This is a genomic window from Hymenobacter artigasi, from assembly GCF_012275535.1.
Classification (GTDB): domain Bacteria; phylum Bacteroidota; class Bacteroidia; order Cytophagales; family Hymenobacteraceae; genus Hymenobacter; species Hymenobacter artigasi.
This window is the reverse complement of record NZ_JAAVTK010000004.1, coordinates 253,367-269,831: the sequence shown is the minus strand read 5'-3', so window position 1 is coordinate 269,831 and position 16,465 is coordinate 253,367. Positions and strand designations below refer to the sequence as shown.

Annotated in this window: 15 protein-coding genes; 11 read left to right on the top strand and 4 right to left on the bottom strand. The window is 61.5% G+C overall.

What is annotated here, in order from left to right; all coding sequences use genetic code 11:
- Window positions 1-28: 28 nt before the first annotated feature.
- A complete protein-coding gene (locus tag HBN54_RS09340; protein WP_317170199.1) occupies window positions 29-1,369 on the top strand; it encodes a bifunctional folylpolyglutamate synthase/dihydrofolate synthase in 1,341 nt (446 codons plus the stop codon).
- A gap of 42 nt (window positions 1,370-1,411) precedes the next feature.
- Window positions 1,412-2,077 carry a tRNA (guanosine(46)-N7)-methyltransferase TrmB gene (trmB, locus tag HBN54_RS09335; protein ID WP_168672920.1) on the top strand — a complete coding sequence of 222 codons (666 nt, stop codon included), beginning with the start codon at window positions 1,412-1,414 and terminating at the stop codon, window positions 2,075-2,077.
- Between the two features lie 97 nt (window positions 2,078-2,174).
- Here trmB and HBN54_RS09330 read toward each other — a convergent pair whose 3' ends face one another.
- On the bottom strand, window positions 2,175-2,771 hold the full coding sequence (locus tag HBN54_RS09330) for a beta/alpha barrel domain-containing protein (RefSeq protein WP_168672919.1): 597 nt from the start codon (window positions 2,769-2,771) through the stop codon (window positions 2,175-2,177).
- Window positions 2,772-2,917: 146 nt separating this feature from the next.
- Here HBN54_RS09330 and rpe point away from each other — a divergent pair, with 146 nt between their 5' ends.
- On the top strand, window positions 2,918-3,631 hold the full coding sequence (gene rpe, locus HBN54_RS09325) for a ribulose-phosphate 3-epimerase (protein WP_168672918.1): 714 nt from the start codon (window positions 2,918-2,920) through the stop codon (window positions 3,629-3,631).
- Window positions 3,632-3,658: 27 nt separating this feature from the next.
- Window positions 3,659-6,262, top strand: a complete 2,604-nt coding sequence (locus tag HBN54_RS09320; protein WP_168672917.1) for a TonB-dependent receptor — start codon at window positions 3,659-3,661, stop codon at window positions 6,260-6,262.
- A gap of 13 nt (window positions 6,263-6,275) precedes the next feature.
- Here the strand turns inward: HBN54_RS09320 and HBN54_RS09315 are convergent, their stop codons facing one another.
- Window positions 6,276-6,851, bottom strand: a complete 576-nt coding sequence (locus HBN54_RS09315) for a hypothetical protein (RefSeq protein WP_168672916.1) — start codon at window positions 6,849-6,851, stop codon at window positions 6,276-6,278.
- Window positions 6,852-6,944: 93 nt separating this feature from the next.
- Window positions 6,945-7,511 (bottom strand): Crp/Fnr family transcriptional regulator, encoded by a 567-nt coding sequence (locus HBN54_RS09310; protein WP_168672915.1) that lies wholly within the window; start codon window positions 7,509-7,511, stop codon window positions 6,945-6,947.
- Between the two features lie 442 nt (window positions 7,512-7,953).
- Between HBN54_RS09310 and hisG the strand changes: the two genes are divergently transcribed.
- The 7 genes from hisG (at window position 7,954) to hisIE (ending at window position 15,294) form a co-directional block, all read left to right on the top strand.
- A complete protein-coding gene (hisG, locus tag HBN54_RS09305; protein WP_168672914.1) occupies window positions 7,954-8,805 on the top strand; it encodes an ATP phosphoribosyltransferase in 852 nt (283 codons plus the stop codon).
- An 11-nt stretch (window positions 8,806-8,816) separates the two neighbouring features.
- Window positions 8,817-11,225 carry a histidinol dehydrogenase gene (gene hisD, locus HBN54_RS23965; protein ID WP_317170198.1) on the top strand — a complete coding sequence of 803 codons (2,409 nt, stop codon included), beginning with the start codon at window positions 8,817-8,819 and terminating at the stop codon, window positions 11,223-11,225.
- Between the two features lie 51 nt (window positions 11,226-11,276).
- Complete coding sequence (gene hisB, locus HBN54_RS09295; protein ID WP_168672913.1) at window positions 11,277-12,383, top strand: bifunctional histidinol-phosphatase/imidazoleglycerol-phosphate dehydratase HisB; 1,107 nt, start codon at window positions 11,277-11,279, stop codon at window positions 12,381-12,383.
- Window positions 12,384-12,462: 79 nt separating this feature from the next.
- The gene (gene hisH / locus HBN54_RS09290; RefSeq protein WP_168672912.1) at window positions 12,463-13,050 is read left to right on the top strand and encodes an imidazole glycerol phosphate synthase subunit HisH; all 588 of its coding nucleotides are present in this window, start codon (window positions 12,463-12,465) and stop codon (window positions 13,048-13,050) included.
- A 32-nt stretch (window positions 13,051-13,082) separates the two neighbouring features.
- On the top strand, window positions 13,083-13,799 hold the full coding sequence (locus tag HBN54_RS09285; protein WP_168672911.1) for a 1-(5-phosphoribosyl)-5-[(5-phosphoribosylamino)methylideneamino]imidazole-4-carboxamide isomerase: 717 nt from the start codon (window positions 13,083-13,085) through the stop codon (window positions 13,797-13,799).
- Window positions 13,800-13,838: 39 nt separating this feature from the next.
- On the top strand, window positions 13,839-14,594 hold the full coding sequence (gene hisF, locus HBN54_RS09280; RefSeq protein WP_168672910.1) for an imidazole glycerol phosphate synthase subunit HisF: 756 nt from the start codon (window positions 13,839-13,841) through the stop codon (window positions 14,592-14,594).
- A 31-nt stretch (window positions 14,595-14,625) separates the two neighbouring features.
- Window positions 14,626-15,294 (top strand): bifunctional phosphoribosyl-AMP cyclohydrolase/phosphoribosyl-ATP diphosphatase HisIE, encoded by a 669-nt coding sequence (hisIE, locus tag HBN54_RS09275; protein ID WP_168672909.1) that lies wholly within the window; start codon window positions 14,626-14,628, stop codon window positions 15,292-15,294.
- 19 nt (window positions 15,295-15,313) lie between these two features.
- Here hisIE and HBN54_RS09270 read toward each other — a convergent pair whose 3' ends face one another.
- Window positions 15,314-16,441 carry a metallophosphoesterase gene (locus HBN54_RS09270; protein ID WP_168672908.1) on the bottom strand — a complete coding sequence of 376 codons (1,128 nt, stop codon included), beginning with the start codon at window positions 16,439-16,441 and terminating at the stop codon, window positions 15,314-15,316.
- Window positions 16,442-16,465 lie beyond the last annotated feature (24 nt).

The window sequence follows — 16,465 nt, the reverse complement described above, 5'->3', positions numbered from 1 at the left end:
TGGCATCAGCCCGAAATGCTGTTAATTTGTGCTTTCTCCCCATTTTCGCTACCCCGTGACTTATCAGGAAACCCTTACTTACCTCTACGTGCAGCTCCCCATGTTTCAGCGGGTGGGCGCGGCCGGCTTCAAAAAAGGCCTCGGCAATACCTTAGCCCTGGCCGAGGCGCTGGGGCATCCGGAGCGTAAGTTTCGGAGCGTGCACGTGGCCGGCACCAATGGCAAAGGCAGCAGCTCGCACCTGCTGGCGGCGGTGCTCCAGGCGGCGGGCTATAAAGTAGGCCTATACACTTCGCCGCACCTGCGCGAATTCACGGAGCGCATTAAGGTGAATGGGCAGGAGCTGGCTCCGGCGTATCTGGTGGAGTGGGTGGCGCGCTGGCAGCCACTGTTTAAAGAAATCAAGCCTTCGTTTTTTGAGATGTGCGTGGCGCTGGCGTTCGACTACTTTGCCCAGCAGCGGGTTGATATTGCCATTGTTGAGGTTGGCCTCGGCGGCCGGTTCGATTCCACGAACATCATCACGCCGCTGGTGTCGCTCATCACCAACATCAGCTTCGACCATCAGGCGCTTTTAGGGAACACGCTGCGCGAAATAGCCGGTGAGAAAGCGGGCATTATCAAACCCGGCGTACCGGCCGTGGTGAGCCAGAGCCAGCCCGAAGTTGCCGAAGTATTCCGAAGCGAAGCCGCCGTGAAGCTCGCACACCTCGTTTTTGCGGACCAAATCTACCAGGCTACGTTTGCCGCCGAGCCCTCGCCCGAAACGGGCCTGCGCCCGATTGCCGTGAGCCAGCACGGCCGGCCCTACCTACCCAATGCCGAGCTTGGCCTGCCCGGCGACTACCAGCAGCACAACCTGCCCGGCGTACTCGCCACCCTGGATGAGCTGCGGGCCTTGGGCTTCCGCATCACGGAAGCGGCCGTGCGGACCGGCCTGCGCCAGGTCACGACGCTTACCGGCTTGCGCGGACGCTGGAGCATCATCGGCCAGCAGCCGCTGGTGGTGTGTGATACGGGGCATAATGCGGCCGGCTTGCAAGCGGTAATGGCTCAATTACAACGTGTTCCGCATGAGCGTTTACATTTGGTAATAGGTACCGTGAACGATAAGGACGTGGCGGCCATGCTGGCGCTGCTGCCGAAAGAGGCCACTTACTACTTCTGTGCGGCTACTATTCCCCGGGCTTTGCCGGCTGCCGAACTGGCGGAGCAGGGGGCCGGGCTGGGCCTGCAAGGGCAAGCCTATGGTTCGGTGGCAGTGGCGGTAGCGGCGGCCCGCAAAGCGGCCGGCTCCCGCGACGTGGTTTTCATTGGTGGCAGCACCTTTGTGGTGGCCGAGGTGGATGAGCTGTATGCCCCGACCTGACCAACCCGCTTTACCTTTGTACATCAACAAAGACCTACTGATTTGCCCCGAGTTAAGCTTCAGCGTTTTACCGATAACGCCTCCCGTCCCGACATCATTGAACCGGGCAAACCCGAATACGAACAGCTGGGTGGCCGCTGGCGCACCGATTTCTTCGCCGCGCCCCACCCGCTAACGCTGGAAGTGGGCTGTGGCAAAGGCGAATACACCGTAGGCCTTGCCCAGCGCCACCCCGGCCGCAATTTCCTTGGGCTCGATATCAAAGGGGAGCGCATCTGGCGGGGCAGCACCCGCGCCGCCGAAATGGGGCTGACCAACGTGGGCTTCGTGCGGATGCGGGCCGAGGCGCTGGCCGCCCAGTTTGGCCCCGGCGAGCTGGATGAAATCTGGATAACCTTTCCCGACCCCCGGCCCCGTGACCGCGACATCAAGCGCCGGCTGACCTCACCTCGTTTCCTCGGGCTGTACGAACAATTGTTAACTCCGGGCGGGCTGCTGCACTTGAAGACTGATAATGAGGGCCTTTTCGAATTCACCTTGGAAACGCTGGCGGCTCGTTCCGGCGCTACCGTGGAGCGCTTCACCCGGGATTTATATTCGGAAACCGACCCGGAGTTCACCGAAGCCCAGGCCATTCAGACCAATTTTGAGGGGAAGTACCGTGCCATTGGTGTGCCCATTAAGTACGTGCAGTTTCGGCTGACGTAAGCCAATGCTGTCTGGCTTCGGGCCAAACGAAACGCCCACGCAGGTGGCCATTATTACATGGTCCTGCGTGGGCGTCGTGCTTATCAGGCAGGCGTGTTTAGTCGATTTCCAAGGCCTCAAATACGGCTTCTAATTGGTCGAAATCGCGCAGTCCCGGCTTCACTTCGTCGCCGGAAGGGAAAACCAGGCCGGCCAATGGCAGCGTAGTAGCCAGGGCGCGGGCGCGGTCGGGGTGCAGGCCGGGGCCGAGCCACAGGGGCTTTTGGGCGCTGATTTGTTGTAGGGCCGCACGGGTTTCGGGCGTTTCGGACGTCGGCAATTCCAGTACGAAACCAATGGGCGAAGCGGGTAGCGACTGGCTCAGGGCGGCGAAATCCGCTGGTAGCTCCAGGTACACCGGCGGGGCTATTTCGGCTAGCTCCTCGCTGGTGCGGGGGGTGCGGAGCAGGACGGCATCCAGGCCGCATTCGCCAGCTATAGCGTTAATCTCATGGGCGCTAAGTTGGTCGAATTCACCTATCAGTTCAACTCCGGCAATCCAGCCGGCCAACTCTTTTACGGCCTTGGTATCGAGGTATCCGGGCAGGCTGGGGTCGAGAATAAAGGTTAGTTTATCGGCACCCATGCCGGCGCAGTAGCGGGCATCAGAAAGGTTATTAATGCCGCGAATAAGAAGAGGAACGAGGTGGGGCACAGTGGAGGCGAGGAGATGAAAAGAAGCCGCCCGGCAAGCACGGCGCGGGCAACGGACGCAGGCCCGATGGGCCCGCCACAAAAGTAGCGCCGAAGCGGGAGCCCGGCCGTATTTGAGGAGTGCGCGGCCGCCGTATCTTCGCTGCCATGAATGGAACCCGCCGCACGCCTTTGCTAGCCCCCTCATTTCTGGCCGCCGACCTGGCCAATCTGCAGGCCGAAACCGAGCGCCTTGCCACCAGTGCCGCCGACTGGCTGCACTTCGATGTGATGGACGGCCGGTTTGTGCCCAACATTTCTTTCGGCCTGCCCGTGCTGCAAGCCGTGGCCCGCTACGCCAAGCAGCCCATCGACGTGCACCTCATGATTGAGGAGCCGCAGCATTACCTGGCCGCTTTCCGCGACGCGGGGGCCAGCAGCATTACGGTGCATTACGAAGCCTGTCCGCACCTGCACCGCGTGGTACAGCAAATCAAGCAGCTCGGCTGCCGGGCAGGGGTGGCATTGAACCCGGCCACGCCGGTGGCGCTGCTCGAAGACATTGCCGCCGACCTCGACGTGGTACTGGTGATGTCCGTAAACCCGGGCTTCGGCGGGCAGGCCTTTATTCCGAATACGCTGAAAAAAGTGGCCATGCTAAAGGAGCTGCTGCTGAATACCGGTTCGGACGCGCTGATTGAAGTGGACGGCGGCGTGAACATGGACAACGCCGGCCCGCTCGTGGAAGCCGGGGCCGACGTGCTGGTGGCGGGCAACTTCGTGTTCAGCGCGCCCGAGGGGCCGGTGGCCACGCTGGCCCGCCTGCGCGACCACCTGGCCGGCCTGGAAATGGATGCCATGGCCGCCGGCCGTCGGCAATAGTTGGGCCGTCTGCTCGTTCTCAGCCCCGTGAAACAACCCTTTACGCCGCCGTTGTCGTCAGTGCCAGTTATTAGGAATGTTGAGTGCCGCCTAGTGTTGCTGGGCTTGCTGGCCCTGGGGCCATTGCAGGTAACTACGGTTTCGGCGCAGGCTACCACTCCGGAGCAAACGACACCCGTCGCGGTCGTTACCCTGACCGGCCTGCTCCGCGACGCCAGCGGGCAGCCGCTGGAACTGGCCGCAGTGGGAGTGGAGGGCCAGCCCGGCGGCACCAATACCAACGCCGACGGCACGTTTGCCCTGCCCGTGCGGGTGCCGGCCGAGGGCCAGAATGTGGTGCTGGTAGTGCGTCGCTTGGGTTTCATTACGTTGCGCCAAGCCCTGCGGCTTCCCGCCGATGCCGGCAAACCGCTGCGACTGACCATGCGCCTCGACACCAAGGCCCTGAACAACGTGCGCGTGACCGGCCGCTCCGACCAGGCCGATACCCGCGAGCAGGTAAGCATTACGCGCATCGACCCGCGCTCGGCCAAGGAACTTCCGTCGCCGTTTGGTGATTTCAACGCCATTCTCAAGACCCTGCCCGGCGTGGTGTCAAACAACGAGTTGAGCAGCACCTACAACGTGCGCGGTGGTAATTACGATGAGAACCTGGTGTACGTCAACGGCTTCGAGATTTACCGGCCGTTTCTCGTTACCTCGGCCCAGCAGGAGGGCCTGAGCTTCATCAACCCCGATTTGGTTAAGCAGGTGGAGTTCAGCAGCGGTGGCTGGCAGCCGAAATACGGCGACAAGCTGGCCTCGGTGCTGAGCGTGGATTACAAGACGCCCGAGAAATTCGCGGCTTCGCTCACGGCCAGCCTGGTGGGCGGCGCGGCCCACGCCGAAGCCCGCTCCGCCAATGGCCGCGTGAGCTACCTGGCCGGCGTGCGCTACAAGAACGCGCAGTACGTGCTCAGCTCGCTAAAGCAGGCGCAGGGTGGCTATAATCCGACGTTTTACGACGCGCAGGCGTTCGTGAACATCGGCCTGGGCAAGAAAGAGGACATGCAGCGCACCACGCTGGGCCTGCTGGGTGTGGTGGCGCACAACGACTACCGCTTCTCGCCCGAAACCGGCCAGGCCACGTTCTCGACCGGTACCAACCAGTTCACCCGCGTGTTCATCGCCTACGATGGTCGCGAGCGGATGCAGTTCGACACCTATCAAACGGGCCTGAACCTGAAGCACGACTTTTCGTCGAAGCTGCAGATGGAGCTGCTGGGCTCGGCCCTGATTTCGCGCGAGTTTGAGTACCGCGACGTGGAAGCGGCTTACACCTTCGCCGAAATCAATCGCGACCCGACCTCGCCCGATTTCAATCAGGCCGTGCGTCAGCGCGACATCGGCTCGCAGTTCAAGCACTCGCGCAACAACCTCACGGCGCAGATTTTCACGGCCGAAACCCGGGGCCGCTGGACGCCCGCCACCAACCACACCGTGCGCTGGGGCGCTAAAATCGGCCGCGAAAAAATCACCGATAAGCTCGACGAGTACAGCTTTGCCGACTCCGCCGATTTTGTGCCCGATGCCCGCCGTACCCGCCTGCTGTCGGACCTGAGCCTGCAAAGCACCCGCACCCAGGGCTTTGTGCAGGACACCTGGAACCTCGATTCGCTAACCGCCCTCACCTACGGGGCCCGGGCCCACTACTGGACTACTAACGGCCAGCTGGTTATCAGCCCCCGGGTGCAGTTTTCGCAAATCAGCCGCTCACACCCCAACCGCTCGTTTAAGGCGGCCGTGGGCGTGTACTATCAGCCGCCGTTTTACCGCGAGCTGCGCAACCAGGCGGGCGACCGCACCGACCCCAGCCAGCCCCTCGTCCAAACTGCCAACCTAAACGTGGAGCTGCGCGCCCAGAAATCCTACCACTTCATCGTGGGCAAGGAAATCAACTTCCGGCAGTATGGCCGGCCGTTCAAGTTTTCGGCCGAAGCCTACTACAAGTACCTCACCGACGTGGTGCCCTACGACGTGGATAACGTGCGCCTGCGCTACTTCGCAAAGAACAACGCCCGCGCCTACGCCGCCGGCTTCGATACCCGCATCAGCGGCGAGTTTGTGAAGGGGGCCGAATCCTGGTTCAGCCTCGGCGTGCTCACCACCCGCGAAAACGTGGATGGCGACTCGCTGAACGTGGTGGATGCCAGCGGCAAAGTGACCGGCCGTGAGCCCAAAGGCTACATTCGCCGTCCGCAGGACCAGCGCCTGAACGTGGGCATCTTCTTCCAGGACCACCTGCCGGACAACCCTTCGGTGCGTGGCTACGTCAACTTTGTGTTCGGTACGGGCCTCCCATTCAGCCCACCCAACCTGCCCGACCTGCGCGGCACCGCCGACCTCACCCGCAGCTACAACCGTGTCGATTTGGGCTTCTCCAAAGTGGTGGGCCTCAAAAATAACAACGCCCCCAAAGACCATTTCTACAGCTTCGAGAGCCTCTGGCTGGGCCTGGAAATTCTCAATGTCTTTGCCGCCAACAACGTGGCCGGCTACAGCTATTTGCAGGATGTGAACGGCGTGACGTACTCGGTGCCCAGCTACCTCTCGCAGCGCATCGTGAACCTGCGGCTGATTGCACGGTTTTGAACTTCGGGCTGGCTTATTTTCGGGGGTAGGCCTTGATTTGAAATTTCCGCTGGTCGCCCCATTTTCGGATGACGCTGAAATACAAGGTGTCGTTGCCGACGCTGTCGGAGAGCATTCCCCGGATGGACGGATACTGAACGTATTGGTGGTAGGCTAAGCGGTTGGGGTCCGCCGCGTATCGATTTTCGGCTAGGTCCCTGCCCGTACCCTCGGTGCCCGGCACCAGCATGGCCTCGCCCGCCGAGTCGGGGTCCGGGGCTAGGCGCTGCCCCTGGTAATTGAGCACCAGGCGGGGCTCGCCTAGCTTCGCTACGCGCCGAAAGAAAATAAAATCGTGCGAGGTGCGGGTACGCTCTTCCACCCAGCAATCGGTGAATTCAGCCCGATAGTTTTCGAAAACGAGGACATGGGGGCTCACCACATACTCCTGAAGCAGCACCCCTTGGGCCCGGGCATCGGCCGTCGACGCACTCGTCCACTGGCCCGAATAGCTGTCCCGCACGCTGACATCAAGGTATAAATAGCCGAGCACCAGCAGCAGCCCTACCGGAACCAGTGCAAACAAGCAACCTGCTGAGCGTTTTGGCATGATGAGTTCCATTGAGGTGAATGAATGCCTCAAAAGTCCCGGCCAGGACCGGTTGCGTTCATGACAATTGTCATTTTCGCTCTGCGGTGCGCATCAGGTTGTTTTGTTGCGCAGCCGGCTCAGCGTTTCCGAGGCCATGCCTAGGTGCGAGGCGATGTGCTGCAGCGCCACCCGCTGAAACACCGTGGGGAAGTCGTGCAGGAGTAGTTCGTAGCGTTCGGCCGCCGTGCGCGAACGCAGGTTCTGGGCCCGTTGCTCGCTGAGCACGTAATATTTCTCAATCAGCCGCCGGCCCACGTAGTTAAACTCGGGGAAATCGTGGTACAGCTGCTGCAGCTCATTGTAGCTAACGGAGTGCACCACGGCGGGCTCCAGTAGTTCGAGGTATTCGGCCGAGGGCTGCTGCGCGAAGAAGCTCAGAATAGAAATCACGAAGTCACCGGCCTGCATAAACCACGACGAAACCTCTCGTCCGTGCAGCAGCGTGTAGCCCCGCACCAGTCCGGTTTCTAAAAAGTACACGCGCCGGGCTACTTCGCCGGGCCGCAGCAACAGGTGACGGGCCGGCAGTATTTCCCGCCTGACTACAGCCGCCAGGGCTTGCGCCAATGCAGGACTAACCGGCTGAATAGCATCAATAAAAGCAAGGATTGGAGCCATTCGTTGCGGATTTTGCGGTAAGTGTGCCGGCGGGCTGAAAAATATCTTTCGACCCATTCCAAACCTTTCGCCTGGCTTCGGGGTAGTGGCAGCAGAAACAAAATAAGGCCGGTTTGTGCCAACCGATACTATTTCCGTTTTACCTTTGTGCCCGATGACCACCTTCTCCGCCCTTCTTTGTGCTGTTGCCGCTGCCCCGCTCACGGGCGGTCGGGCAGTTGCGGGCGTGCATCATCACCACCATCTGTGGGAGGCCGGGCTATGTGCCGGGTGCTAGCTTAGCACCGGTTGCCCGAGTCTCCACCGCCGCGTTCGGGGTGTGTGCCCCGGGCTTCACTGTTTCATTTTGCGGGAAGTTCAGCCTTGCGCCACCCTGGTTGCGTTGGGGCGATATCCAATGTCTGTGCCCTCGTTGGGCCGCACCCGCCAGTTACCCCATTTCATGCTCCGTTTAGCTATTCAAAAGTCCGGCCGTCTGAGCGAGGACTCCCTTGCCCTCATCCGCGAGTGCGGCATCAATTTCCTGAGCACTTCCTACAAGCTCAAGACCGAAGCCACCAATTTCCCGCTTGAAATCCTGTTTCTGCGCGATGATGACATTCCCGGCTACGTGAAGGACGGCGTGGCCGACCTCGGCATTGTGGGCCAGAACGTGCTGGTGGAAGCCGGCTACCCCAATCTGGAAGTCGAAACCCTCGGCTTCAGCAAGTGCCGCTTGAGCCTGGCCGTGCCCCGCGCCGATGCTTACCCGTCCATTGAGGTGCTGCAGGGCAAGAACATCGCCACCTCGTACCCCAATATCCTCGGCCGCTACCTGGCCGAGCACGGCGTGCAGGCCAACCTGCACACCATCAGCGGCTCGGTCGAAATTGCGCCCAGCATCGGGCTGGCCGAGGCCATCTGCGACATCGTGAGCAGCGGTTCAACTCTGCTCGGCAACGGCCTGCGCGAAGTCGAAACCGTCTTCCGCTCCGAGGCCGTGCTCATCGCCCAGCCCAACCTCACGGCCGAGCAAACCGACCTGCTGGAGCAGCTCCTGTTCCGGATGCAGGCCGTGCGCCGCGCCAAACGCAGCAAATACATTGTGCTGAATGCCCCCGTGTCGGCCCTGGAGGAAGTGCGCCGGTTGCTGCCCGGCATCAAGTCGCCCACCATCACGCCGCTGGCTGAGGCCGGGTGGGTGTCGGTGCAGTCGGTGGTGCAGGAGGATGAGTTCTGGCACATCACCAGCCAGCTCAAAGCCGTAGGTGCCGAGGGCATCCTCGTCCTACCCATCGAGAAGATGATTGCCTAGCCCATTACGCCATGCAGCTCTATTCCTATCCCGACTCCAGCCTGTGGGCCGCGCTCCAGCAACGTCCTGCCGCCGCCGAAGCGCCCCAGGTTGCCGCCCGCGTCCGGGCCATTTTTGAGCAGGTTCGCGCCGGCGGCGATGCCGCGCTGCTGACCTTAGCTGCCGAGCTCGACAAAGCCACGCTGACCAGCCTGCTGGTTTCCGATGCTGAATTCGCTGCCGCTGCCGCGCAGGTTCCGGCCGAATTACAAGCCGCCATCCGCCAGGCCAAAACCAACATCGAAGCCTTTCACACGGCCCAGCGCGAACCCGAATTGCGTGTTGAAACCATGCCGGGGGTGATGTGTTCTCGTCGGGCCGTGCCGGTGCAGCGCGTGGGCCTGTACGTGCCGGGCGGCTCGGCCCCGCTCTTCAGCACGCTGTTGATGCTGGGGGTACCGGCCCGGCTGGCCGGCTGCCCCGAGGTAGTGGTGTGCACCCCGCCGCAGGCCGATGGCTCGGTGAGCCCGGTTATTCTATTCGTGGCGCAGTTGCTGGGCATTGATAAAGTGGTGAAAGCCGGTGGGGCGCAAGCCGTGGCCGCGCTGGCGCTGGGTACGGCCAGCGTGCCGGCCGTCGATAAGATTTTCGGTCCTGGCAACCGCTACGTGACCGCCGCCAAGCAGCTGGCCGCCGCCGAATTCGGCGTGGCCATCGACATGCCCGCCGGCCCGTCGGAGGTGTTGGTCATTGCCGATGCCAGCGCCAACCCGGCTTTCGTGGCCGCCGACTTGCTGTCGCAGGCCGAACACGGCCCCGATTCGCAGGTAGTGGTGCTGAGTGATTCCAGCGCAGTGCTGGAGCAGGTGCAGGCCGAAGTAGTTCGCCAGTTGGCTCTGCTGCCCCGGCGCGACGTAGCCGCCCAGGCGCTGGCAAGCAGCCGCGCTATTTTGCTGGCCGATGCCACCAGTATGCTGGAATTTTCCAACCAGTACGCACCGGAACACCTCATTCTGGCCACCGACAACGCTGACGCGCTGGCCGCCCAGGTGACCAACGCGGGCTCCGTTTTCCTGGGGCACCTCACGCCCGAAGCCGTGGGTGACTACGCTTCTGGTACCAACCACACGCTGCCTACCAGCGGCTACGCCCGCCAGTACAGTGGCGTGTCGCTTGATTCGTTCGTAAAGAAAATTACCTTCCAGCGCCTCTCAGCCCAGGGCCTGCAGGCCCTGGGCTCGGTAGTGGAAATCATGGCCGAAGCTGAAGGCCTGGCTGCGCACGCCCGTGCCGTAACACTGCGGCTGGCTTCGCTGGATGCCAATGCCAGCCCGGCCGGTGCTGCTGCCACAAAGCCCTACGCCGGCCTCATTCGCCCCAGCGTGGAGCGGATGCAGCCGTATTCCTCGGCCCGCGATGAGTTTGAAGGCATGGCCCCGGTCATGCTCGATGCCAATGAGAACAGCCTGGGCTCCGTGGGGCCGGACGATTTTAGCCGCTACCCCGACCCGCACCAGCGCGCCATAAAGGCCGATTTGGCCCGCCTGAAAGGGGTGATGCCGAACCAGATTTTTCTCGGCAACGGCTCCGACGAAGCCATCGACCTGCTCGTGCGCCTCACCTGCACGCCGGGCCAGGACGCCATCGTCATCTGCCCGCCCACTTACGGCATGTACGAGGTGGCCGCCAACCTCAACGACGTGCGCGTGGAGCGCCTGCCGCTGACCGCCGATTTCCAGCTGCCCGCCGATGCCGCCGAAAAACTCGCGGCTTCCAACGCCAAGCTGGTTTTCCTGTGCTCGCCGAATAACCCCACCGGCAATCTGCTCGCGCAGGAAGCCGTGGAAACTATTCTGCGCAGCTTCCGGGGTCTGGTCATTGTCGATGAAGCCTACGCGGACTTTGCCGATGCGCCCAGCTGGATTACCCGCTTGGCCGAGTTCCCGCGCCTGGTCGTGATGCAGACCTTCTCTAAAGCCTGGGGGCTGGCCGGTTTGCGGCTGGGGGTGGCGTATGCCTCGGCGGAGCTTATTGCTTTTCTTGATAAAATCAAGCCGCCGTACAACATCTCGGCCGCTACCCAGCAGCACGCGCTGGCGGCCCTGGCCGCCGCGCCGCGCCTGCCCGAAATGCGGGATGAGCTGCTGGCCGGCCGGAGTTGGCTGGTTGCGCAACTGGCCGAGGTAGCCATCGCGGAGCATATTTTTCCTTCCGATGCCAACTTCCTGCTGGTGCGCTTCACCGTCGATGCCACTGCCGTGTACGACCAGCTCCAGAGCCGCGGCATCGTGGTGCGCAACCGTACCACGCAGCCTGGCTGTGCCGGCTGCCTTCGTCTCACGGTGGGCACTACGGCCGAAAACAGCCAACTCGTGCAGGCGCTCACAGAAATCGGGGCCGAAACGCGGGTTTCGATTGCTGCGTCCGCGTCCAGCATCTAATAAGTACCGGGCTGACCCCCGTTTTTCTCGTACCTCGTTAATCCCATTGAGTTGAAAAAGGCGCTTTTTATCGACCGCGACGGCACTATCCTCGTCGAGCCCCAGCCCAGCCAGCAAATCGACGGCCTCACGCCCGATAAGTTTCAGTTTCTGCCCGGAGCCATCAGTGCGCTGGCCCGCATCGCCCGCGATTTGCCCGAGTACGAGCTGGTGCTGGTAACTAACCAGGACGGGCTGGGCACCGCCAGCTTCCCTGAGGATACCTTCTGGCCAGCTCATCAGCTCATGCGCGATATTCTGGCCACCGAAGGTGTTCATTTCGCCGCCGAGCACGTCGACCGCAGCTTTCCGCACGAAGGCCTGCCCACCCGCAAGCCCGGCACGGGCCTGCTCGGCCAGTACCTCGACCCCGCCAACGGCTATGACCTGCCCAACTCCTACGTCATCGGCGACCGGTTGACCGATGTCCAGCTGGCCGAGAACCTCGGCAGCCAGGCCATTCTGATAGGAGAGGAGCCCGACGCCCGCGCTGCCCTCACCACCACGAGCTGGGATGCCATTTACCATTTCCTGCGCTACCCCGCCCGCATCGCCGTCATCGAGCGCAACACCAACGAAACCCAGATTGCCATCCGCCTGAACCTGGACGGCACCGGCCAGACGGATATCCACACCGGCCTTGGTTTCTTCGACCATATGTTGGAGCAGCTTGGGCGGCACAGCGGCGTCGACTTACACATAAGTGTAAAAGGCGATTTGCACATTGATGAACATCACACCGTTGAGGATACGGCTCTGGCCCTCGGCACCGCCTTCTCTCAGGCCCTGGGCGACAAGCGCGGCCTGGCCCGCTACGGCTTCCTGCTGCCCATGGACGAAGCCCTGGCCCAAGCGGCCATCGACTTTGCCGGGCGGCCCTGGCTGGTGTGGGACGCTGAATTTAAGCGCGAGCGGGTAGGGGACTTGCCCACCGAGCTGTTCTTCCACTTCTTCAAGTCTTTTACGGACAACTCCCGGGCGACTCTCAACATCTCCTGCCAGGGCGATAATGAGCACCATAAGATTGAAGCCATTTTCAAAGCCGTAGCCAAGGCCATTAAAATGGCTCTGGTGCGCGATGCTTCAACGGCTATTCCCAGCACCAAAGGCATATTGTAGAAGGGCAGCCAGCCAATTTATTGTATATCCAAATGAATAATAAAACTTGTTATTCATTTGGATTAATAAGGATTTGATTATGGAAATCGCAGTAGTAGACTACAAGGGTGGCAACGTGCAATCGGTGCTCTTTGCATTGGAGCGGCTGGGGGCCCAACCCATTCTTACCGCCGACCCCGAAGTATTACGGCGCGCCGATAAGGTGCTTTTTCCGGGCGAAGGGGAAGCCTCGTCGGCAATGCAGGCCCTGCGCGAGTCGGGTTTGGACCTGGTACTGCCCACCCTTACCCAGCCATTCCTGGGCATCTGTCTGGGCATGCAGCTGCTGGGCACGCACAGCGATGAGAACGATACGCCCATGCTCGGGCTGCTGCCCTTCCAGGTGCAGCGGTTCGTGCCTGATGCGGACCATAAAGTTCCCCACATGGGTTGGAACAACCTGCAGGCCTTGCGCGGGCCGTTGCTGGCCGGCCTCACAGAGGCCGACCACGTGTACTTCGTGCACAGCTATTATGCCCCCGTAGGCGCATATACCATTGCCCAGGCTGAGCATCCCGCCCCATTTAGTGCGGCGGTGCAACACCGCAACTTCTACGGCGTGCAGTTTCACACCGAGAAAAGCGGCGGCGTGGGCACGCGCATCCTGGCCAATTTCCTGGCGCTCTAGCATTCGTTCATCCTCAAATAAGTACCTACCCAGTGGAGATTATCCCTGCTATCGACCTCATCAACGGCCAGTGCGTCCGGCTAAGTGCCGGCGATTTTGCCCGGCAAACGACCTATGACGCCGACCCGGTAGCCGTGGCCCGGCGCTTTGCCGATGCGGGCCTGCGCCGCCTGCACCTGGTCGACCTCGACGGTGCTCGCGCTGGCCAGCCGGTCAACCTGGCTGTGCTCGAAGCCATCGCCAGCCAAACCAGCCTGGATATTGATGCCGGCGGCGGGATTCAAACGGCAGCGGCTCTGGCGCAGGTACTGGGTGCCGGGGCTGCCCACGCTACCGCTGGTAGCCTAGCCGTGCGCGAGCCCGCCACCGTGCAGGCCTGGCTGGCGCAGTACGGGGCTGATACCATCTTTCTCGGGGCCGACTACAAAGGTGCCCACATCGTTATCAATGCCTGGGTCGACCAGAGCGACCTGACGCTAACCGGCTTCGTGGCCGACTACCTGGCGGCCGGTGGCACCACGTTTATCTGCACCGACGTGAGCAAGGACGGCCTGCTCCAGGGGCCATCGCTGCCCACCTACCGTTTGCTGGTGGAGCAGTTTCCCACGGCCCGCTTTATTGCCAGCGGCGGCGTAACCACCATTAGCGACCTGGAACTGCTCGCGGAGGCTGGTATGCACGGAGCTATTATCGGCAAGGCGCTCTACGAAGGCACCATCGCGTTGGCCGATTTGCAGCGGTTCCTGTAGTAGATTTTGATGCCTGGCATTTAGTAAATATCCCTCCCTGTGGTTAAGAAAAGACTTATTCCCTGCCTTGACGTCCGCGACGGGCGGACCGTGAAAGGCATTCAGTTTGAAGGCCTGCGCGATGCCGGCGACCCCGTGGCCCTGGCCGCCCGCTATGCCTTCGAAGGGGCCGATGAACTGGTGTTTCTCGACATCACGGCCACCAACCAGCGGCGGCAGCCGCTCACGGAACTGGTGCGCGACATTGCCCGCGTGCTGGATATTCCTTTCACCGTGGGCGGCGGCATCAGCACCGTGGCCGACGTGGAAGCCCTGCTGCTGAGCGGGGCCGATAAGGTTTCCATCAACTCCGCCGCCCTGGCTCGTCCCGCTTTCATATCGGATTTAGCCCGGCGTTTCGGTTCCCAGTGCGTAGTAGTGGCAGTCGATGCCCGGTTGGTGGACGAAGAGTGGCAGGTGATGACCCGCGCTGGAACCACGCCAACCGGCCGCCAGGCCGTAGACTGGTGCCGAATGGCCGCCGATTTGGGAGCTGGCGAGCTTCTGCTGACGTCAATGAGCCACGACGGCACAAAGGCCGGCTTCGCGCTGGAACTGACCCGGGCCGTGAGCGACGCTGTATCGGTTCCCGTAATTGCCTCCGGTGGCGCTGGCCAGCCTTCTGACTTCACCGCTGTTTTCGAAGCTGGAGGGGCGGATGCGGCATTGGCGGCCAGCATTTTCCACTTCAACGAAACCGCTTTGCCGGCGCTGAAGCAATACCTGCACACGGCTGGTATTGCTGTGCGCCTGTAACATTTGTGTAAATTGTATCTTAGTCTTTAATATGTCTGCTGCTTCCACTTCGCCCACTAGTCTTCATTTTGATGCATCTACCGGTTTGGCCCCGGCCATTATTCAGGATGCTGACACCGGGCAGGTGCTGATGCTTGGGTATTTCAATGCCGAAGCCTGGGCCAAAACGCAGCATGAGGGACGCGTAACGTTTTTCTCCAGGTCGAAAAACCGGCTTTGGACCAAAGGCGAATCCAGCGGTAATTATCTCACGGTAGTCAGCACGCACATCGACTGCGATGCGGACACTGTCCTTATTCGGGCCCTGCCGGCCGGTCCGACGTGCCATCGTGGTACGGTGAGCTGCTTTGTGCAGCCGGAACAACTACAGGCACCAGCCGCGCCAATCGGCTTTCTGGGCGCGTTGGAACGGTTGATTGTGGAGCGGCAGCAATTTCCGGAGCGTGCCCCCACGTCCTACACTGTTTCGTTGTTCAAGAAAGGCCTGCCTAAAATTGCCCAAAAAGTAGGAGAGGAGGCCGTTGAAACGGTTATTGATGCCGTAGCCGGCCACCGCGAAACCCTGCCGGGCGAAGTTGCCGATTTGCTTTACCACCTGCTTGTGCTGCTCGTGGCCTCGGGCGTTTCCATGGCCGAAGTTATCGAGGTGCTGCAGGAGCGCCACCGCCTCCCCAACACCCGGCATTTGACGGAAGGATAGAAGGATAAATGCAGAAGGCCTATAAAATGGCTACCCGCGTTACCTGTGGCTTGCCGGCTCCCAACAGCTGCAGGTAGTAGGCCCCCGGTGCCAAAGCATTGCGCGACCACGTGAGCCGATGCCAGCCGGCGGCGGCGGGGCCATCATATAGGCGGGTCACTTCCTGGCCCATGGCGTTCAGCACCCGTAATTGAACGGTGGCCGCGCTGGGTAGCGAGAACACTACTTTCGTGCTTTCCTCGAAGGGATTGGGACTCACGGGAAACAGGGTGGGCACCGTGCTCAGGGCGGGGTAGAGCACGTAGGTGTCCACCAGCACCTGGCGGCGGGTATAGAATTGCAGGGAGAGGCTATCGGCGTTTGCTTTGATGAGCATGGCCCCAAAGTCCGCGTTGAACGTGGCTTTGCTCTCGGGTAGGCGCTGCATGTTTACGCGGTAAATGCTGCGGCCACCCAGGCCATTCACTACGTAGGGCATTTTATCCACCAAAAGCCGTTCGTAGTGATGGTCGTGTCCTGCCAGCACCACGGAGGCTCCCCATTGGCTGAAGGGCCATTGCAGAGCGACCGTGTTGCCATGGGCTCCCGAAGAGTAGGGGGCATGGTGCAGGTAAACAACATTCCAACGGCTCGACGAGGCTTCTAACCGGGCTTTTAGCCATTTAGCCTGCACCGAGGTGGCACTGATGCCATCGGGCTCGGCCGGGTCGCTGTTGAGCGCAAAAAAGTGCACGTCGCCGCGCACAAAGTCATAGTAGCGTCCGTTGCCGGGCAGGGTGAAATAGTCTTTGTATGCCTCGCCATTGCGCGTGTAGTAATCGTGGTTGCCCAGGGACGGAAAGAAGCGGTTGGTGGAAGCACTCGGTCCATAGCGCCCCCGGTACTGGCCAATGTAGCTGTGGTAGTACTGGCCAATGTTTTGGTCAATTGTGGCCGAATCGCCCGCATCATAATTATTATCGCCCAGGGTGATGATAAAATCCGGGTCCCATCCTTTGACGAGCTGCGCCACGTCGCGCTCTGCGTTGCCGGCAAACCCATAGTCCCCAATGGCCGCGAACCGTTGGGCATTGCTCCGGTGCGCCCCAGCCATTAGCAGCAGCGCAACGGCACTGCTGAAACATAGCAGCCGGGAATGCTGAAGCATAGTACTGAACGGATGCATAATTAT